Here is an 18,970-nt window from a genome sequence, read left to right as displayed (position 1 = left end):
GCGCGCCGCCACCCCCCGCCCTGCGTCCCGAAGGAACTCGATGCCCGCGACACCCGCTCCCCCGTCCGCCACCGTCGTCACCGCCCGGGGGTGGTGGTGGAAGGCGCTGGTCTGCGGCGCGGCGCTGTGGGCCGTCACGGCGATCGTCACGTCCAGCACGCAGAACACCAACCTCGTGCCCACGGTCATCCTGCTGGGGAGCTTCCTCGTCCCGTTCTGCGTCGTGCTGTTCGTGGTCGAGCGCGCGAGGGGCACGATCGACATCATGCTGCTGCTCGCCGCGTTCTTCATCGGCGGCATCTTCGGTGTCCTCGGGGCGTCGGTCCTGGAGTCGCGGCTGTCGCCGTCCGTGTGGATCTACGTGGGCGTCGGAGCGATCGAGGAGCTCGTCAAGGCGGTGGTGTTCCTCGTCGTCGGGGCGCGGGTCGCGCAGAAGACCGCGCTCAAGGGTGCGCTGCTCGGCGCCACCGTGGGTGCCGGGTTCGCCGCCTTCGAGTCCGCCGGCTATGCGTTCAACGCCAGCCTCACCCGGCTCGGGCGGATCGACCTGGACGCGCTGCTGCAGACGGAGGCGGTGCGCGGGCTGCTGACACCGGTCGGGCACGTCCTGTGGACGGCGATCCTGGGTGCGGCGATCTTCGGTGCGGCGTCGGCCGCCGGGAAGTACCGCCTCACCGGCGGCGTGGTGCTCGCCTACGTGGTCGTCGTCGCGCTACACGCCGGCTGGGACTCCATGGGGTTCATCGCCGCCTATCTCGGCACGAAGGTGACCGGCGGCGTCCACTACGAGCTGGCCTACGGCCAGCTGCTGCCCGCCGTGGCGGACAACGCCGGGGCCTGGGCGACGGGGTTCTACGTCGTCGGGCTCGCCGTGGTCTCGCTGCTCGGCGTGCTCGCCCTGCGCCACTGGTCGCGCGGGCTCGCGACGGCGCCGTCGCGCGCGTGAGATCGCGTTGGCGTGGCGTGCCGGCGCCTGCCGACGGACGATGACCTGAGTGTGGGGTCGCCGCTCGTGGCGACGGGCGCGGTGAGCACCGCGTCCGGCCCACGGGGACGAACGGAGCCGACGCGATGACGACCGACGGGACGACCAGCGAGGCCAGCACCGACAAGGACACGGCGCCGGCACCGGACGACCCGCGCAAGCCGGACGCGCCGCAGGACGTCACGAAGACCTCGTGGCTCTACGTCGTGCGCCGGACGGTGCGGGAGTTCGGCAAGGACCAGTGCACCGACCTGGCGGCGGCGCTCACGTACTACGCCGTCCTCGCGATCGCGCCGGCGCTGCTGGCGGTCGTGTCGATCCTGGGCCTGCTGGGCGACCCGCAGAAGATGATCGACCAGGTGCTGGACATCGTCGGCGACATCGGGGCGGAGTCCGCGACCGAGACCATCGAACCGATCCTGACCCAGCTGACGCAGGCTCCCGCGGCCGGGTTCGCGCTCGTCTCGGGTGTCGTCATCGCCCTCTGGTCGGCGTCCGGGTACGTGGCGGCGTTCAGCCGGGGCATGAACCGGGTCTACGAGGTCGACGAGGGCCGCCCGGTCTGGAAGCTGCGGCCGGCGCTGCTGCTCGTGACGCTGATCCTCGTCGTCATCGCCGTCGTCGTCGTCGCGGCGATCGTCCTCTCCGGCGGCGTCGCGAGCGCCGTCGGGGACGCCATCGGCCTGAGCGACGCCGCGCTCACGGCGTGGAACATCGCCAAGTGGCCCGTCGTCGTCGTCCTCGTGATCATCGCGATCGCGCTGCTCTACTACGGGACCCCGAACGTCAAGCAGCCCAAGTTCCGCTGGATCAGCCTCGGCGCCGTCGTCGCCCTGGTCGTGTGGCTGATCGCGTCGGCGGCGTTCGGCCTCTACGTCACCAACTTCTCCAGCTACGACCGCACGTACGGCACGCTCGCCGGCGTCATCGTCTTCCTGCTGTGGCTCTGGATCACCAACCTCGCGCTGCTCTTCGGCGCCGAGCTGGACGCCGAGGTGGAGCGCGGACGCGAGCTGCAGGGCGGGATCGCGGCCGAGAAGAGCATCCAGCTGCCGCCGCGCGACACCCGGGCGAGCGACAAGAAGCAGGGCAAGCTCGACGAGGACGTCCGCAAGGGCCGAGAGCTGCGGGAGTCGCGGGGCGACAGCACGGACCCGGGCACGGGCTCCGACTGACGGCGGGCGTCCTGCGGCTAGAACAACGGCCACGGGACCGCCGGCATGTCTCCGGCGGGCGCCGGGAACCGGGGGTCCTGCAGCAGCCGCTCGCAGCGCCGGTCCAGCGCGGCGACCTCGCGCTCGGTCACCAGCGCGCCGAGCCGGTGCCCGAGGTCACCGTGGAGGCCGTCGCGCACCCGGGCGACCCCCTCCAGCTCGTCGGCGTCCAGCTCGCCACCCAGCCAGCCCCACAGCACCGTGCGGAGCTTCGGATCGACGTGGAAGGTCACGCCGTGGTCGACCCCGAGGAGACGACCGTCCGGGAGCGGCAGGACGTGCCCGCCCTTGCGGTCGGCGTTGTTGACCACCGCGTCGAACACCGCCATGCGGCGCAGCGCACCGCTGTCTTCGTGCACCAGGGTGACGGGTCGACCCTCGCCGTCGCTGCCCTCCAGCACGACCCGGACCCCGGACCGCGGGACCTCGGCCGTCGGGACGACGTCGACCGGCGCCCGTGAGCCGTCCACCGTCTGCCACAGCTGGACCATCCCGGGTCCCAGCGGACCGTCGCGCAGCCACGTGCGCGGTACGAGACCCCACCCGGACGCCTCGGACACGGCGTACGCGGCCACCTCACGGCCCGCCAGGGTGCCGTCCGGGAAGTCCCAGAGCGGCCGCTCGCCGGCGACCGGCTTGTACACGACCTCGAGCTCGCCGATCTGGGCGAGGTAGGTCGCGTTCGAGGCGCTGCGGATGCGGCCGACGACCTCGAGGTCGGCCCCGTCGAGGTCGACCTGCGGCGACGTCACCCCTCGGCTGAGGACACGCACTCGTGCCCGTCGTCGTCGACGGGCAGCCCGCAGCGGGGACAGATCGGCCGGCCGGAGCGGACGACGGCGCGCGTGCGCTGGACGAACGCGCGGGCCGTGCCGACGGGCATCCGCACCACCAGCGCCTCGGGCGGGTCCCGCTCCTCGAGCGGATCGCCGTCGGCGTCCTCGCCCTCGACGAGCGGGAAGGTCTCGAGGACCACCTGGGCGCTGCGCGGGTCCCAGCTCAGGCGCATCGACCCGGCGCGGAAGTCCGCCTCGACCGGCTGGTCCAAGGGGTCGTCGTCGACCAGCTCGACAGGGACCGCCTCGGGCACGCTGTACCGGTTGTCCTCCTCCGACATCAGCTCGTCGAGCAGACGTTGGACGGTCTCGGCCAGGACGGCGGACTGCTCCTTCTCCAGGGCGACGCTGGCCGTCCGGGAACCGGCGCGTGCCTGCAGGTAGAAGGTTCGCGATCCGGGCGGTCCGACCGTGCCGATCACGACCCGGTCGGGCCAGTCGAACTCGTGCACGAGAGTGGGCATGCCCTCACTCTACGAGCGCTGGGGCCTGTGGTCAGGTCCGCTCGCGTCGTCCTCGTCGCCGGGACGCGGCGGGCCGCTCCCCCCGCCGACCGGCGCGTCGCCGGCCGGCGCCGCCCCGCTCAGCCATGACAGGTCGCCGCAGTCCGTGTTGGTGGCCACCACCTCCGGCCGGTGCGGCCCGTACCGCACCACCGAGACCGACGCGGGGCCGACCACGATGCGCTGGAAGACGTCGAGGTGCATGCCCAGCGCGTCGGCGAGCACTGCCTTGATCACGTCGCCGTGCGCGACCGCGGCCCAGATCGCACCCGGTCCGTGCTGCGCGGCGACATCTGCGTCGTGGCGCCGGACGGCGCCGACGCTGCGGGCCTGCACCGCGGCGAGCGACTCACCACCGGGGAACGTCGCCGCCGACGGCTGGGTCTGCACGACCGCCCACAGCGGCTCGTTCACCAGGTCGCGCAGGGCTCGTCCCTGCCAGCGGCCGTAGTCGCACTCGGTGATGCCCGCCTCGACCCTCCACTCCGGCGCGCGGTCCTGGTGCTCCACGAGGATCCGGCCGGTCCTCCGGCAGCGTTCCAGGGGGCTCGTCACGACCCGGGCCAACGGCACGCCGGACATGCGCTCGGCGGCGCGGACGGCCTGCCGGCGACCGACCGGGTCCAGGCTCACCCCGGGTGCCCGCCCTGCGAGCAGTCCCTGGGCGTTCGCGGTGGTGCGGCCGTGGCGGACGAGCAGGACGGTAGGCATGACCCGAGCCTAGGTGCCCGAGGAGGCCCTGGACCGCGCCGATCCCGCCCGCACCGCGCGACGCCGTGCCGACGTCCCGCTGGTTCAGCCTCGATGCAGCAGGAACTGCTCACCGGAGACGGCCCGTCGAACGGCGGCCAGCGTCTCGTCCGGTCCGTGGGCGGTGGTGTCGATGACGTGACTCTCGAGCGCCCCGAGGTCGGCGAGCTGGTCCCACAGCTCGGTCACTGGCACCTCGTCGACCAGCGCGTCGGGCGAGGCGCGTGCCTGCGCCCGTCGCAAGGACTCGGCGCGGCTGGCGCGCAGGACGACGTAGTGGATCCGCGGGGCGGTCAATCCGTCGTGGGCGCTGGGCCGCTGGAAGTGCGGGAGCATCCACGGGCCGATGATCCCGTCGACGACCGTGACGAAGCCGCCGGCGGCGTACGCCCAGGCTGCCCGCTGGACCACGGTCATCACGGTGTGGTTCTGCGCGTCCGAAGCGGGCAGGTAGGGGGCGATCCCGCCAGAGACGATCGCCCGCCAGAAGTCGTCGGTGTGCAGGTGCACGGAGGTCGGGAAGCCGCTGGCAAGGCTCCGGGCGATCGTCGTCTTGCCCGACCCCGGAGAACCAGTCAGAAGGATGACATCCGCGACCACGCGTTCACGCTAGCAGCGTCGCCCTCGAGCGCGACGAAGCCCTGGTGAGAACGATGCTCTCACCAGGGCTTCCGATGTCGGGCTGACAGGATTTGAACCTGCGACCCCCTGACCCCCAGTCAGGTGCGCTACCAAGCTGCGCCACAGCCCGAGGACCCGCGAGCGGATCCCGGTGGCCCTTGCGAGCCGTCCGAAATACTACCGCACCTCCGGCCGTCCCCGAGACACGGTCCGCTCCCCCGCGGTCCTGCGGTGACCGACGTCGTCCGCCCCGACGCCGTCGCGCGCCTGGTCCGCCAGCACGTACACCGCGAGCAGCACGACCGCGCCGCCGGCGGCGGGCCAGGACAGCGCCCGGAAGGCGCACACCTGCACGAGAAGCAGCCCGACGAGCGTGCCCCGGTACAACCAGTCCCAGGCGGCGGTCGCCTCGCCGCGCAGCGCCGCCGCGCCCGCCAGCACCATGGCGACGAGCACGAGCGCCGACGAGGCGAGCAGCCCGACGGCGACCCAGCGCGTCACGCCCTCGTTCGCCAGGAGACCCAGGACCGTCTCGGCCCCGACGGTCAGCGCAGTCAGCGCGAGCAGCACCCACGGCAGCCGGCGCGCGGCCAGCATCCGTCGGGCGACGCCCTGCACCCGGGACCCGAGCGCCGCGACGGGATCGACCAGCTCCGCGTCGTCGTCGACGACCGCGTCCACGAGCGCCGCGACCTCCTCGGCCCCCGGCGCGCCCGAGCCCCGCTCCGCGAGGTGGCGCGCCTCGGCCCGCGCGCGGGCCGTGAAGCCGCCCGCGATCCCCGCCGCGGCGCGGTCCACCGCGCCCGCGAGGTACTCCGACGGGTGGTGCTCCCGGCGCCCGTGCAGCGCCTCGGCGACGAGCACGAGCGCGACCACGACGACGTAGACGATCGCGGCCGTGGGCGCGAAGAAGTAGTCGTTGTCGGAGGTCACGAACTTGCCGACCTCGTCGACGAACAGCCCGAACCCGATGCCCGCGAGGACGGCCGCCAGGGGCCGCGCCGTCGGGCCCACGAAGCTGAGCAGCACGATCACCGCGAGCGCCATCGCGAGCCCGCCCCAGAGCACGTGGGCCACGTGCAGGCCGGCTCCCCCGACCTGCGGGTAGCCGGTCGCGGCCAGCAGGCCACGCACGAGGAGCACGGTCGTGACCGTGACGACGAAGAACCCGGTGAGGTATCGCCCGGACGCGGGGTCCCGGGGCAGCCCGAGGCGCAGGCGCCTGGGGCGCCCCGCGAACGGGTCCTCGGTCATCGGCGCACCAGGGGTCAGCGTCGGCGCTTCTCGCGCACGCGCACGGAGATCTCGATCGGCGAGCCCTCGAAGCCGAACTCCTCCCGCAGGCGCCGCTCGATGAAGCGCCGGTAGCCGGCCTCGATGAACCCGGTGGCGAACAGCACGAACCGCGGGGGCCGGGTGGAGGCCTGCGTGGCGAAGAGGATGCGGGACTGCTTGCCACCGCGCAGCGGGTGCGGGTGGGCGGCGACGAGCTCGCCGAGGAACGCGTTCAGGCGCCCGGTCGGGATACGCCTGTCCCACGAGGCGAGGGACCGCTCGAGCGCGGGCACGAGCCGGTCCGTGTGCCAACCGGTGCGCGCCGAGACGTTCACGCGCGGCGCCCACTGCACCTGGACGAGCTCGCGGTCGAACTCGCGCTCGAGGTAGCGGCGGCGGTCCTCGTCCATGAGGTCCCACTTGTTGTACGCGATGACGAGCGCCCGCCCGGCGTCGACCACCTGGGAGATGACGCGGGTGTCCTGCTCCGTCATGGGCACGCTCGCGTCGAGCAGGACGACGGCGACCTCCGCCTTCTCGATCGCGGCCTGCGTGCGCAGCGAGGCGTAGAAGTCGGCGCCGCGCGTCTGGTGCACGCGCCGGCGGATGCCTGCGGTGTCCACGAACCACCAGGGCTGGCCCTTGAGCAGCACGAGCTCGTCGACGGGGTCGCGGGTGGTGCCGGCGACCTCGTCGACGACGACGCGCTGGGCGCCCGCGACCTTGTTGAGCAGCGAGGACTTGCCGACGTTGGGCCGCCCGACGAGCGCGACCCGGCGCGGCCCCTCGGGGCGCAGCTCGCCGTGCGCGCTGATCTCCGGCAGGGCGTTGACCGCGGCGTCGAGCAGGTCCCCGGTGCCGCGCCCGTGCAGGGCGGAGACCGGGTGCGGCTCGCCCAGCCCGAGGCTCCACAGGGACAGCGCGTCGGCCTCGCCGGCCGCGCCGTCGACCTTGTTGGCGCACAGCACGACGGGCTTGCCGGCCCGGCGCAGCAGGCGCACCACCCGCTCGTCCGTGTCCGTCGGACCGACGACGGCGTCCACGACGAACACGACGGCGTCCGCCAGGTCGATGGCGATCTCGGCCTGCTCGGCGACGCGCGCGTCGATGCCGGCGACGTCGACCTCCCAGCCGCCGGTGTCGACGAGCGTGAACCGCGTGCCCGCCCACTCGGCGGGGTAGCTCACGCGGTCGCGCGTGACGCCGGGCTTGTCCTCGGTGACGGCCTCGCGGCGCCCGAGGATGCGGTTGACGAGGGTGGACTTGCCGACGTTCGGGCGTCCGACGACGGCGAGCACCGGCAGCGGCGCCTCGGGCGCCTCGTCCTGCCCGTCCTCGGGTTCGTGGTCGAGGAGCGAGAGGTCCTCGTCGGCCAGCTCGTAGTCGTCGAGACCGGCGCGCAGGGCACGCTCTCGCGAGGCGTCGTCGGCGCTCTGGTCGATCGTGCCGACGCCCTCGGGCTCGTCGGTCGTCGCGTCGGGTTCTGCTGCGCCGACGGCGGCGCCGGGCGTGGCGGTGGCGTCGTCGAGGGCGTCGTCGGGGTGGGTCATGGTGCCCATTCTCCCAGGCGCGGGGCCCGACGCCGAACGCAGGCCCCTCAGGCCCGCCGGACGGCGTCGGGCAGGGGGATCCCGGACTCGTAGGAGGCGCGCGCGACGAGCCCGGCGAGCGCCGCGCGCACCGCCTCGTTCGCCTCGGCGAGCGCCTCGCGCCCGGTGCTCCCGGGCCGGCGCTCGAGGCTCAGCGGCGTCCCGATCCGCACGACGAGGCGGCGCCGGAGCCCCGGCACGTGACCCGTGCCCTCGGCGCTGCGCCGGGTGCCGAGGATCGCGACGGGCACGACCGGAGCCCGCCCGTGGAGGGCGAGCCAGGCGACGCCCGCCTGCCCGCCGGACGCGTCGCCGCGGCCCCGGTTGCCCTCGGGGAACAGCCCGACGGCGTCCCCGCGGCGCAGGACCGCGAGCGCCGAGGCGAGCGCCGCGCGGCCGTTGGCGCGGTCGACGGGGATCTGCCCGGCGCGGCGCAGCACGGCGCCCACGGGACCGCTGAACATCTCCTGCTTGACCAGGATGTGCAGCGGCCTGGGCGAGACGCCGAGCAGCAGGGGGCCGTCCACGACGCCGGTGTGGTTCGCCGCCAGGATCACGGGACCGGCGGCGGGCACGTGCTGGGCGCCGCGGACCTCGGTGCGCCACACGACGTGGGCGCCGAACCGCCCGACGTGCCGCGACCAGGCCGGCCCGCGCGGCGAGGGGCCGTCGGGCCCGTAGAGCTCGACGGCGTCCGCGCTCACGCGGGGGTGCCCGTCACCTGCGCGATCACGGTCAGGACGGCGTCGATGGTCTGGTCGAGGTCGAGCTCTGAGGAGTCGACGGTCACGACGCCGTCGGCGGCGACCTGGAACTGGGAGACGGTGGAGTCGTCCTTGTCACGGCGCAGGACCTGGTCGCGCGTGGCCTCGACCGCGGCGTCGCCCGCGTCGCCGTGCAGCTCGCGCGCCCGGCGCGCCAGGCGCGCGGCCTCGCTGGCGGTCAGGAGCACGCGCACGTCGGCGTCCGGGGCGACGACGGTGGTGATGTCGCGCCCCTCGGCGACGACGCCGCGGCCGCCGGAGTGCGCCCCGGGCGCGCGCTCGGCGCCGATGGCCGCGCGCTGCAGGCGGCGCAGCTCGGCGCGGACCTCGAGGTTCGTGGCCACGGCGCTGACGGCCGTGGAGATCTCGCCCGTGCGGATCGCGGCCGTCACGTCGGTGCCGTCCACGGAGACCGTGGGGTCCGCCGGGTCGGTGCCCATGACCAGCGGCATCGCGGCGACGGCGTGCGCGACGGCGTCCGGGTCGGCGAGGTCGACGCCCTGGTCCAGGCACCACCACGTCGCCGCCCGGTACATGGCGCCCGTGTCGAGGTAGCCGAGCCCCAGGCGGCGGGCGACGGCGCGCGACACGCTGGACTTGCCGGATCCGGCAGGCCCGTCGATCGCGACGACCAGCGCGGCACCGGCCGACGAGCCGGCCCCGTCCGTGCTGGCGGGGACGTCCGGGCGGTCGGGGGCGGTGCTGGTCACGTGCGTCTCCTGGGCGGGTCGGAGGATCGGTCGGGGGGCTGACGGTGAGGATACGCGGCGCAGCGGCCGCGCAGCCACGGAGCCGCTGCCTCGCTACTGCGCGATGTCGCGGCGCAGGGCGCGTGCCCCGTGCAGGTACACGTGGCGCACCTCGGCGCGCGGGACCTCGAGCTCGGCGTGCGCCATGAGCCGCACCACGCGGGGCAGCGCGCCCGGCACGTCGACCTCGACCGCGCACATCAGGGGCACGTCGCCGAGGCCGAGCCGCCGCGCGGCGGCGGCCGGGAAGTCGGACGTGAGGTCGGGCGTGCAGGTGAAGAAGACCGAGATCAGCGCGTCGGTGCCGACCCCGTTCTCGGCCAGGACGGCACGGACCAGCTCGCCGGTCCGCTCGTGCAGGTGCTCGCGGTCGTCGGCGTCCAGCTGGGTGGCGCCCCGCACCGCGCGGACGGGCACGCGCTACAGCCCGAGGTCGGACATCAGCGAGCCGAGCTCCGCCTGGCCGAGCACGCGGGTGGTGCCGGGGCGCAGGTTGCCGAGCCGGATGGGGCCGACCTGGGTGCGCACGAGGCGCGTCACGGGGTGGCCGACCTCCTCGAACATGCGGCGCACGATGCGGTTGCGGCCGTCGTGGATGACGACCTCGACGAGGCTCTCGACGGGCGTCGCGTCCACGAGCTTGTACGCGTCGACCCGCGCGGTGCCGTCCTCGAGCTCGACGCCGTGCAGCAGCTTGTTCGCGAGCGATCCCTTCACGCGGCCCTCGACGCTGACGAGGTACGTCTTGCGCACCTCGTACTTGGGGTGCGTGAGCCGGTTGGCGAGCTCGCCGTCGTTGGTCAGCAGGAGCAGGCCCTCGCTGTCCGCGTCGAGCCGGCCGACGTGGAACAGGCGCTCCTTGCGGTCCCCGACGAAGTCGGTGAGCGTCGGGCGCCCGTCCGGGTCGTGCATGGTGGAGAGCACGCCCTGCGGCTTGTTGAGCGCGACGGTCACCAGCGACGTGTCGAGCTGGACCCGCATCCCGTCCACGTGCAGGACGACGTCGCCCGGCACGACCCGCACGCCGAGCTCCCGCACGGTCACGCCGTCCACCTGGACGCGCCCCTCCTCGATGAGCTGCTCGCACGCGCGCCGGGACCCGAGCCCCGCCCCGGCGAGCACCTTCTGCAGGCGAACACCCTCGGGGTCGTGCACGTCGCGGGCCGGCGCCTCGGCGACCTTCGTCGGACGGCGGGTGCGCGGCGCGGACCCCGACGAGGGGCTCCGCGAGCCCGCCGGACGGGAGCCCTTGCGGTGCTTCGATGCGGAGCCGCCGGAGGCGTCCGGGCGGTCTGCGCCGCGGCGCGGCCTGGGAGTGCTCATGGTGTGTCGTCGTCCTTCGTCGGTGCGGTGGAGGCCTCGGGCCCCCCGGCCTCCGGGTGCGCCCGCCGGCCGGCGGGCCCCGAGAGGTCCGCCAGACCGTCGATCTCGTCGAGCGCGTCCACGTCGGGCAGGTGGGGGGCGAGCGGCGGGAGCTCGTCGATCGTCGAGAACCCCATCCGCTCCAGGAAGTATCCCGTGGTCCCGTACAGGATCGCACCCGTGGCGGGGTCGTGGTCGACCTCGGCGACCAGCCCGCGCGCCGTCAGCGTGCGCACGACGCCGTCGACGTTCACCCCGCGCACCGCCGAGACCTGCCCGCGCGTGACCGGCTGGCGGTAGGCGACGACGGCGAGCGTCTCGAGCGCGGCCTGCGTCAGGCGCGCCGTCTGGCCCTCCAGCACGAACCGGCCGACGACGTCGGCGAAGGCCGGGGCGGAGTAGAAGCGCCAGCCGCCGCCGGCCTCCCGCAGCTCGAAACCGCGCGGCCGCTCCCCCGTCCCGCCCCGGTAGGCCGCGGCGAGCCCTGTGAGCAACGTCTCCACCTCGGCGACGGTCAGCGCGAGCGCCGACGCCAGCGCCGGCGCCGGGATCGGCTCGTCGGCCACCATGAGGACCGCCTCGAGCGCCGCCCTCGCCCCACCGGGCAGCGCGTCGACGTCGAACGCGAGCTCGTCGGCGTCCGGTGCGTCCGGCGACCCCTGCGTGGCCTCGCTCATCCCCGTGCTCCCTCGTCCGCCGACGCATCGTGCGCCGCCGCATCGTCCTGCTCGTCGTACTCGCTGCTGGCGACCGGGGCGTCGTCCCCGCCGCCGGTCCACCGCACGGTCAGCTCTCCGAGCGCCGTCACCTGCTCGAAGGCCACCAGCGCCTGGCGGAACAGCTCGAGCAGCGCCAGGAACCGGGCCACGACCACCGCCTGCTCCGCGCCCGCGACGAGCGCGCGGAACGTCGCGGCCCCGTCGCGCCGCAGCCGCTCGGCGACGACCTGCCCCTGCTCGCGCACGCTGACGGCGGGCGCGTGCAGGTGGCTCAGGTCCACCCCCGGCGGCGCCTCGCGCGGCGCGAGCGTCCGCGCGGCCAGCCGGGCGAGCTGCTCCGCCCCGACCTGCCACACCAGCTCGGGCAGCAGCGCGGCCAGCTGCGGCTCGAGCTGGACCTGGCGCGGGAAGCGTCTCCCCTCGGTGGCCAGCCGCTCTGCGACGACCGCCGCGACCTCCTTGTAGGCGCGGTACTGCAGGAGCCGCGCGAACAGCAGGTCGCGCGCCTCGAGGAGCTCGAGGTCCTCCGCGTCGTCGACGACGCCCGCGGGCAGCAGCCGCGCGGCCTTGAGGTCCAGGAGCGTCGCGGCGACGACGAGGAACTCGCTGGCCGTGCCGAGGTTCCAGTCGGCCGTGCCGTCGGGCCCCGCGCGGCGGATGTAGGCGATGAACTCGTCCGTGACCGCCCCGAGGGCGACCTCGGTGATGTCGAGGCGGTGCTTGGCGATCAGCGACAGCAGCAGGTCGAAGGGCCCGGAGAAGTTCTCCAGGTGCACCTCGAACGCGTCGCGGGCGACGCGGCCCTGCCCGAGGTCCTGGGCCACGGCCGTCGCGGCTCCCGGCACCGCCGCCGGCGCCGGCGCAGCGCCGCTCACGGTGACCTCCGCCCGCGGCGGGCGGAGGGCACCCCCCGCCTCCTCAGGCCGCGTCGCCGCGGGCGACGAGCTCACGGGCGAGCTGGCGGTAGGCCGCCGCGCCGGGGTGGTTCGGCGCGTACGCGGTGATGGGCTCGGCCGCCACCGAGGCGTCGGGGAACTTCACGGTCCGCCCGATGATCGTGTGCAGCAGCCGGTCCCCGAAGGCCTCGTGCACCCGGGCCACGACCTCCCGCGAGTGCAGCGTGCGCGAGTCGTACATCGTGGCGAGGATCCCGTCGATCTCCAGCCGGGGGTTGAGCCGGTCGCGGACCTTCTCGACGGTCTCCACGAGCAGGGCCACGCCGCGCAGGGCGAAGAACTCGCACTCGAGGGGGATGACGACGCCGTGCGCGGCCGTCAGCGCGTTGACGGTCAGCAGCCCGAGGGACGGCTGGCAGTCGACCAGGATCACGTCGTAGTCGTCCGTCACCGGGCGCAGCACCCGCGAGAGGACGGACTCGCGAGCCACCTCGCCCACGAGCTGCACCTCGGCCGCCGAGAGGTCGATGTTGGCCGGCAGCAGGTCGAGTCCTTCGACGCCCGTGGTGACGATGGTCTCGCGGATGTCCGCGTGCCGTTCCATCAGCAGGTTGTAGATCGTCCGGTCGAGCTCGTGGGGGTTCACCCCCAGGCCCACGGACGCGGCGCCCTGCGGGTCGAAGTCGACAACGAGCACCCTGCGGCCGTACTCCGCCAGCGCCGCGCCCAGGTTGATCGTGGACGTGGTCTTGCCGACCCCGCCCTTCTGGTTGCACATGGCGATGATCCGCGCCGGTCCGTGCTCCGCGAGCGGCGGCGGCTCGGGAAACTCGGGCATGGTCCGCCCGGCCGCGTCGGGACGGAGCGCGCCGACCGCGGCGCCCGAGACGGTGTCGTCGGTGCTGGTCTCGCTCGGGATGCTCACGCCCGCCACGCTACAACAGCGCCCGGGCCCAGACCCGCGCGCGTCCGGGCGCGCCGCGCATCGACGCCCGGGGCCGGTCGCCGACGAGCGCCGCGTTCTCAGCCGAGGGCGCGCGGGTGCGCGGCGACATACACCTCGCGCAGCGTGTCCGGCGTCACGAGCGTGTAGATCTGGGTGGTCGTCACCGACGCGTGCCCGAGCAGCTCCTGGACCGCGCGCACGTCCGCCCCGCCCGCGAGCAGGTGCGTCGCGAACGAGTGGCGCAGCGTGTGCGGCGAGATCCGTTCCGGGCGCTCGATGCCCGAGCGCTCCGCGGCGCTGCGCAGCACCGACCAGGCGCTCTGCCTGCTCAGCCGGCGCCCCCGGGTGTTGAGGAACACGGCCGGCGTGCCCACGCCGTGCGCGGCGAGCCCGGGCCGGGCCTGCACGAGGTAGGCCTCCAGAGCGCGCCGGGCGTAGGAGCCGACCGGCACCGCCCGCTCCTTGCTGCCCTTGCCGAAGAGGCGCACGGCCCCGCGCTCGAGGTCGAGCTCGTCCACGTCGAGGTTCACCGCCTCGGAGATGCGCGCCCCCGTGGAGTACACGAGCTCGAGCAGGGCCCGGTCGCGCAGCGGGGCGAGGCCCTCGCCCTGGCCGGACGCCTCGAGGATCAGCTCGACCTCGTGGGTAGAGATCGCCTTGGGCAGGCGCTTCGCCTGCACCGGGGCGTGCACGTCGGCAGACGGGTCGTCCCCCGCGGACCCCTCCGCGAGCGCGAACCGGTGGAACCCGCGCACGGCCGCGAGCGTGCGGGCCGTCGACGACGGCGACAGCGCGCTCCCCCCGTCCGCCCCGGTGCGCACGGCGGCGAGGAACCCCGTCACGTCCTGCGGCAGCACGCCGTCGACGCCGGTGCGCCGCAGCGTCGTGAGGTATCCCACGTAGCGGGCGAGGTCGCGCCGGTAGGCGCCGAGGGTGTGGGGCGACAGGCCGCGCTCGACGCCCAGGTGCGCGAGGTAGTCGGCGACGGCGCGGGCGAGACCCGGTGCGACGTCGTCGGGCACCGGGGCGGGCGGGGACTGGCTCGCTGCCACGGCGGCGTCAGAAGGGCAGGAAGACGTCGACCGCGACCGCGACGAACAGGAGCGTGAGGTAGGTGATCGAGGCGTGGAAGACCTTCATCGCCCCGAGCTTGCCGGTCCCCGGTCGCTCGGCGCGCCGCAGCATCAGCACGCACGACGTGAGGAACCAGGCACCCAGCCCGACGGCCACGACCGTGTACACCCACGTCATCCCGGCGAGCGGCACCAGCGCGAGCGAGCAGACGATCATCGCGACCGTGTACGCGACCATCTCGCGGGCGACCCGCGCGGAGCTCGCCACGACGGGGAGCATCGGGACGCCGGCGGCCCGGTAGTCGTTGGTGAACTTGATGGACAGCGGCCAGTAGTGCGGCGGCGTCCAGAAGAAGATCACGCCGAACAGCGCGACGGCGCTCCAGCTCAGCCCGCCGTCGACCGCGGCCCAGCCGATGAACACGGGCATGCACCCCGCGATGCCGCCCCAGACGATGTTCTGCGACGTGCGCCGCTTGAGGAGCATCGTGTAGCCGACCACGTACATGGCGATCGCGCCGAAGGTCAGCCACGCGGACGCGGCGTTGACCAGCAGGGCGAACCAGGCGAGGGAGAAGAGGCCGAGCGCGCTCGCGAAGACCAGCGCCGCCGTCGGCGTCACCTCGCCGGTGACCAGCGGGCGGCGCTTCGTGCGGTTCATCACCTCGTCGATGTCGCGATCGAGGTAGCAGTTGAAGACGTTGGCGGACGCTGCCGCAGCGGCACCGCCGACCAGGGTGGCGAGCACGAGCCAGAGGCTCGGCATCCCGCCCTGGGCCAGGATCATCGTGGGCAGCGTCGTGACGAGCAGCAGCTCGATGATGCGGGGCTTGGTGAGCGCGACGTACGCGCCCACCCGCCCGCGCGTCCTGACCGCCGGGACCTGCGCCGGAGCGTCGGTCGGCACCTGGCTCGTCGTGTGCACTCGCGCAGCTTCCGTTCTCTCTCGTCCGGGCGGTCCCCCACATCCTACGGCCCTCGCCCCGGCGCCGCGTCGTGCCCCTGCCCGACGACCCTCCCGCCCCTCGACCCCCACCGCACCTGCGCGCCCGGTGGTGTATAGGCTGAGGAGAGACCGGCAGGCCGCCCCACGGCGGCCGCACGGTGCCGCACCCGCCGCGCGCGAGCCGCGCGGACGGCACGGCGCCTCCACACCGGTCGTGTCCGACGATGGCTGACGGTCCCCGACACGCCCGGGGACGGGAATGAGGTTCGGTGAACACGTTCGACCCGGCGATCACGCCGCTCGACTGGTCCGCGATCGACGACGAGGCGGTGCGGAGCATCAAGGCCCTCGCAGCGGACGCCGTCGAGAAGGTCGGCAACGGCCACCCCGGCACGGCGATCTCCCTCGCGCCCGCCGCGTACCTGCTGTTCCAGAAGACGATGCGCCACGACCCCGCGGACGACCACTGGATCGGGCGCGACCGCTTCGTGCTCTCCGCCGGCCACTCGTCCCTCACGCTGTACCTGCAGCTCTTCCTCGCCGGCTACGGGCTCGAGATGGAGGACCTTGCGGCCCTGCGCACGTTCGGCTCGAAGACGCCCGGGCACCCGGAGTTCCGGCACACCCGCGGTGTCGAGATCACCACCGGCCCGCTCGGGCAGGGCCTGGCCTCCTCGGTCGGCATGGCGATGGCGGCCCGCCGCGAGCGCGGCCTCCTCGACCCCGACGCCGCCCCCGGGACGAGCCCGTTCGACCACCACGTGTACGTCATCGCCTCCGACGGCGACCTCCAGGAGGGCGTGACGTCCGAGGCGTCGTCGCTCGCCGGTCACCAGAAGCTCGGCAACCTCGTCGTCATCTACGACGACAACAAGATCTCCATCGAGGACGACACCGACATCGCGTTCACCGAGGACGTCCTCGCGCGCTATGCCGCGTACGGCTGGCACACCCAGCGCATCGACTGGACGAACGGCGGGACCGGCTACGCCGAGGACGTCGACTCGCTGGCGGCGGCCCTCGAGGCCGCGAGGGCCGAGACGGACCGGCCCTCGATCATCGACCTGCGCACCATCATCGGGTTCCCCTCCCCCACGAAGCAGAACACCGGCGGGATCCACGGCTCCGCGATGGGCGCGGACGAGGTCTCCGGCCTCAAGGTCGCCCTCGGCCTCGACCCCGAGCAGTCCTTCGTGATCTCCGACGAGGTCCTGGCGCACACCCGCGCGGTCGCGGACCGGCAGTCCGAGCAGCGCGCTGCGTGGGACACCGCGTTCGCCGCCTGGAAGACCGCCGACCCCGACGGGGCCGCGCTCCTCGAGCGCCTCTCGGCGCACGAGCTCCCCGAGGGCTGGACCGACGCACTGCCCGAGTTCGAGGCCGGCAAGGGCGTGGCGACCCGCGCGGCGTCCGGGAAGGTCCTGTCCGCGCTCGCCGACGTGCTGCCCGAGCTCTGGGGCGGCTCCGCCGACCTCGCCGGCTCCAACAACACGACGATGGACGGCGCGACGTCCTTCGTGCCGGTCGAGCACGCCACGAAGAAGTTCCCGGGCAACGAGTACGGGCGCACGCTGCACTTCGGGATCCGTGAGCACGCGATGGGCTCGATCCTCAACGGGATCGTCCTGCACGGCCTCACACGCCCGTACGGCGGCACCTTCCTGCAGTTCTCCGACTACATGCGCGCGGCGGTGCGCATCTCGGCGCTCATGGCCATCCCGACGACCTTCGTCTGGACCCACGACTCGATCGGCCTCGGCGAGGACGGCCCGACGCACCAGCCGGTGGAGCACCTCGCCGCCCTGCGCGCGATCCCCGGCCTCGACGTCGTCCGCCCCGCGGACGCGAACGAGACTGCCTGGGCGTGGCGCACGGTGCTCGAGAACCTCGACAACCCCGCCGGGCTGGTCCTCACCCGCCAGAACGTGCCCACCTACGAGCGTGGCGAGGGCGCCTTCGCCGACGCCTCGGGCGTCGCCCGCGGCGCCTACGTGCTGGTCGACGCCGACGGGACGCCGGACGTCGTGCTGGTCGGCACGGGCTCCGAGGTCCAGCTCGCCGTCGAGGCCCGGGACCTGCTCGCGGCGGACGGGATCTCGGCACGTGTCGTGTCGATGCCCTGCCGCGAGTGGTTCGACAAGCAGGACGACGACTACCGCGACTCGGTGATCCCCGCCGCCGTCCGCGCCCGCGTGTCCGTCGAGGCGGGCGTCGCGCAGGGCTGGCACGACATCGTCGGTGACGCCGGCCGCACGGTCAGCCTGGAGCACTACGGCGCCTCGGCGGACTACGAGACGCTGTATCGCGAGTTCGGCATCACCGCCGAGGCGGTCGCCGATGCCGCGCGGGCGTCCGTCGCCGCCGCGGCCGAGGGCGTGGCCCCGGGCAAGTCGCCCGTGCCGTCGGAGGGCGGGACCGGCGACCAGGCCTGACACTGGTCGCGAGACGACCGGGGACCGGTCGGGGGGGGGGGGGGGGGGGGGGGGGGGGGGGCCCCCCCCCCCCCCCCCCCCCCGCCGGCGGACCGGCACCGGCGCGCGGCACGACGCGCGCACGCACGTGAGAACCATCCGAACGGAGAGAGGACCACGATGCCCGAGCAGACGAGCTCCAGCACCCCCAGCCGACGGACCGCGGCGCTCAGCGCCGCCGGCGTGTCCATCTGGCTCGACGACCTGTCCCGAGAGCGGCTGCGCTCGGGGAACCTCGCCGGGCTCGTCGCGGAGCGCGACGTCGTCGGCGTGACGACGAACCCCAGCATCTTCGCGAAGGCCCTCGCCGAGGGCGACGCCTACGACGACCAGCTGCGCGAGCTCGCGGCGGCCGGCACCACCGTGGAGCCCGCGGTCGAGACCATCACCACCGACGACGTGCGCACGGCCGCCGACGCGCTGCGTCCCGTCTACGACGCGACCGGCACCGTCGACGGGCGGGTGTCCATCGAGGTCGACCCGCGCCAGGCGCTCGACACCGAGGCCACGGTCGAGACCGCGGCCCGCCTGTGGTCCACCGTCGACCGGCCGAACGTCTTCATCAAGATCCCCGCGACCGTGCAGGGCCTCGACGCGATCACCCGCACGCTCGCCGCGGGGATCAGCGTCAACGTCACCCTGATCTTCTCCCTCGAGCGGTACCGGGCCGTCATGGAGGCGTTCCTCAGCGGCCTCGAGCAGGCGCGCGAGGCGGGGCACGCGCTGGAGCCGATCGGCTCCGTCGCGTCCTTCTTCGTCTCCCGGGTCGACACGGCGGTGGACGCGGAGCTGGAGAAGATCGGCACCGACGAGGCCCTGGCGCTGCGCGGGCGCACCGCCGTCGCGAACGCCCGCCTGGCGTTCGAGGCGTACGAGGAGGTCCTGCGCTCGGACCGCTGGAAGGCGCTCGCCGAGGCCGGCGCGCACCCCCAGCGCCCGCTGTGGGCGTCGACCGGCGTCAAGAACCCCGACTACTCCGACACGATGTACGTCACCGAGCTCGTGACGGACGGCGTCGTCAACACGATGCCCGAGCCGACCCTCGACGCGTTCGCCGACCACGGCTCCGTCGACGGCGACACGGTCACCGGCCGCTACGCCGACGCCCGGGCCACCTTCGCGGCCGTCGAGGCCGTCGGCGTCTCGCTCGACGACGTCATCGGCCGCCTGGAGGAGGAGGGGGTGCAGAAGTTCGCGGACAGCTGGACCGAGCTCCTCGCCACCGTCGAGAACGGCCTCTCGGACGCCTGAGCCCCACCCACCGCACGACC

19 protein-coding genes and 1 tRNA gene are annotated in these 18,970 nt (G+C 74.2%); 4 read left to right on the top strand and 16 right to left on the bottom strand.

The window, feature by feature from the left end; genetic code table 11:
- Window positions 1-40 precede the first annotated feature (40 nt).
- Both EDF32_RS10975 and EDF32_RS10970 read left to right on the top strand, forming a co-directional pair.
- A complete protein-coding gene (locus EDF32_RS10975; protein WP_158614090.1) occupies window positions 41-946 on the top strand; it encodes a PrsW family glutamic-type intramembrane protease in 906 nt (301 codons plus the stop codon).
- A gap of 125 nt (window positions 947-1,071) precedes the next feature.
- The gene (locus tag EDF32_RS10970) at window positions 1,072-2,160 is read left to right on the top strand and encodes a YihY/virulence factor BrkB family protein (protein ID WP_123308580.1); all 1,089 of its coding nucleotides are present in this window, start codon (window positions 1,072-1,074) and stop codon (window positions 2,158-2,160) included.
- A 17-nt stretch (window positions 2,161-2,177) separates the two neighbouring features.
- Here the strand turns inward: EDF32_RS10970 and EDF32_RS10965 are convergent, their stop codons facing one another.
- The 16 genes from EDF32_RS10965 to EDF32_RS10895 form a co-directional block, all read right to left on the bottom strand.
- On the bottom strand, window positions 2,178-2,951 hold the full coding sequence (locus EDF32_RS10965) for an SCO1664 family protein (protein WP_123308579.1): 774 nt from the start codon (window positions 2,949-2,951) through the stop codon (window positions 2,178-2,180).
- The gene (locus EDF32_RS10960; protein WP_123308578.1) at window positions 2,948-3,499 is read right to left on the bottom strand and encodes a DUF3090 domain-containing protein; all 552 of its coding nucleotides are present in this window, start codon (window positions 3,497-3,499) and stop codon (window positions 2,948-2,950) included. The genes EDF32_RS10965 and EDF32_RS10960 overlap by 4 nt, the downstream gene beginning before the upstream one ends.
- A gap of 9 nt (window positions 3,500-3,508) precedes the next feature.
- Window positions 3,509-4,249 (bottom strand): MSMEG_4193 family putative phosphomutase, encoded by a 741-nt coding sequence (locus EDF32_RS10955; RefSeq protein WP_123308577.1) that lies wholly within the window; start codon window positions 4,247-4,249, stop codon window positions 3,509-3,511.
- Between the two features lie 84 nt (window positions 4,250-4,333).
- The gene (locus tag EDF32_RS10950; protein ID WP_123308576.1) at window positions 4,334-4,888 is read right to left on the bottom strand and encodes an AAA family ATPase; all 555 of its coding nucleotides are present in this window, start codon (window positions 4,886-4,888) and stop codon (window positions 4,334-4,336) included.
- A 77-nt stretch (window positions 4,889-4,965) separates the two neighbouring features.
- Window positions 4,966-5,039: transfer RNA gene (locus EDF32_RS10945), tRNA-Pro, on the bottom strand.
- A gap of 47 nt (window positions 5,040-5,086) precedes the next feature.
- Window positions 5,087-6,163, bottom strand: a complete 1,077-nt coding sequence (locus EDF32_RS10940) for a hypothetical protein (RefSeq protein WP_158614089.1) — start codon at window positions 6,161-6,163, stop codon at window positions 5,087-5,089.
- Window positions 6,164-6,177: 14 nt separating this feature from the next.
- The gene (der, locus tag EDF32_RS10935) at window positions 6,178-7,734 is read right to left on the bottom strand and encodes a ribosome biogenesis GTPase Der (RefSeq protein ID WP_123308731.1); all 1,557 of its coding nucleotides are present in this window, start codon (window positions 7,732-7,734) and stop codon (window positions 6,178-6,180) included.
- Between the two features lie 47 nt (window positions 7,735-7,781).
- Window positions 7,782-8,477 (bottom strand): 1-acyl-sn-glycerol-3-phosphate acyltransferase, encoded by a 696-nt coding sequence (locus EDF32_RS10930; RefSeq protein ID WP_123308575.1) that lies wholly within the window; start codon window positions 8,475-8,477, stop codon window positions 7,782-7,784.
- Window positions 8,474-9,172 carry a (d)CMP kinase gene (gene cmk / locus EDF32_RS10925; RefSeq protein ID WP_123308730.1) on the bottom strand — a complete coding sequence of 233 codons (699 nt, stop codon included), beginning with the start codon at window positions 9,170-9,172 and terminating at the stop codon, window positions 8,474-8,476. The genes EDF32_RS10930 and cmk overlap by 4 nt, the downstream gene beginning before the upstream one ends.
- 168 nt (window positions 9,173-9,340) lie before the next feature.
- The gene (gene aroH, locus EDF32_RS10920; RefSeq protein ID WP_123308574.1) at window positions 9,341-9,703 is read right to left on the bottom strand and encodes a chorismate mutase; all 363 of its coding nucleotides are present in this window, start codon (window positions 9,701-9,703) and stop codon (window positions 9,341-9,343) included.
- A 3-nt stretch (window positions 9,704-9,706) separates the two neighbouring features.
- Window positions 9,707-10,609, bottom strand: a complete 903-nt coding sequence (locus EDF32_RS14895; RefSeq protein WP_233565866.1) for a pseudouridine synthase — start codon at window positions 10,607-10,609, stop codon at window positions 9,707-9,709.
- Entirely contained in the window at window positions 10,606-11,325 is a 720-nt protein-coding gene (locus EDF32_RS14890; protein ID WP_233565865.1) for an SMC-Scp complex subunit ScpB, read from the bottom strand. Before EDF32_RS14890 ends, EDF32_RS14895 begins: the two co-directional genes overlap by 4 nt.
- Window positions 11,322-12,242: a ScpA family protein gene (locus EDF32_RS10910; protein ID WP_199734912.1), complete on the bottom strand. Its 921-nt coding sequence runs from the start codon at window positions 12,240-12,242 to the stop codon at window positions 11,322-11,324. Before EDF32_RS10910 ends, EDF32_RS14890 begins: the two co-directional genes overlap by 4 nt.
- A 43-nt stretch (window positions 12,243-12,285) precedes the next feature.
- The gene (locus EDF32_RS10905) at window positions 12,286-13,101 is read right to left on the bottom strand and encodes a ParA family protein (RefSeq protein WP_123308728.1); all 816 of its coding nucleotides are present in this window, start codon (window positions 13,099-13,101) and stop codon (window positions 12,286-12,288) included.
- Window positions 13,102-13,286: 185 nt separating this feature from the next.
- Window positions 13,287-14,261, bottom strand: a complete 975-nt coding sequence (locus EDF32_RS10900) for a site-specific tyrosine recombinase XerD (protein WP_123308572.1) — start codon at window positions 14,259-14,261, stop codon at window positions 13,287-13,289.
- A gap of 7 nt (window positions 14,262-14,268) precedes the next feature.
- Window positions 14,269-15,189: a heme o synthase gene (locus EDF32_RS10895; RefSeq protein WP_233565883.1), complete on the bottom strand. Its 921-nt coding sequence runs from the start codon at window positions 15,187-15,189 to the stop codon at window positions 14,269-14,271.
- A 308-nt stretch (window positions 15,190-15,497) separates the two neighbouring features.
- Between EDF32_RS10895 and tkt the strand changes: the two genes are divergently transcribed.
- Together tkt and tal are read left to right on the top strand one after the other, a co-directional pair.
- Window positions 15,498-17,660 (top strand): transketolase, encoded by a 2,163-nt coding sequence (tkt, locus tag EDF32_RS10890; RefSeq protein ID WP_123308570.1) that lies wholly within the window; start codon window positions 15,498-15,500, stop codon window positions 17,658-17,660.
- Between the two features lie 159 nt (window positions 17,661-17,819).
- Window positions 17,820-18,950: a transaldolase gene (gene tal, locus EDF32_RS10880; protein WP_123308569.1), complete on the top strand. Its 1,131-nt coding sequence runs from the start codon at window positions 17,820-17,822 to the stop codon at window positions 18,948-18,950.
- Window positions 18,951-18,970: the final 20 nt, after the last annotated feature.

The sequence above is a fragment of the Cellulomonas sp. PhB143 genome (assembly GCF_003752595.1).
In the GTDB taxonomy this organism is placed as follows: Bacteria; Actinomycetota; Actinomycetes; order Actinomycetales; family Cellulomonadaceae; genus Paraoerskovia.
This window is presented reverse-complemented; position numbering and strand designations above follow the sequence as displayed.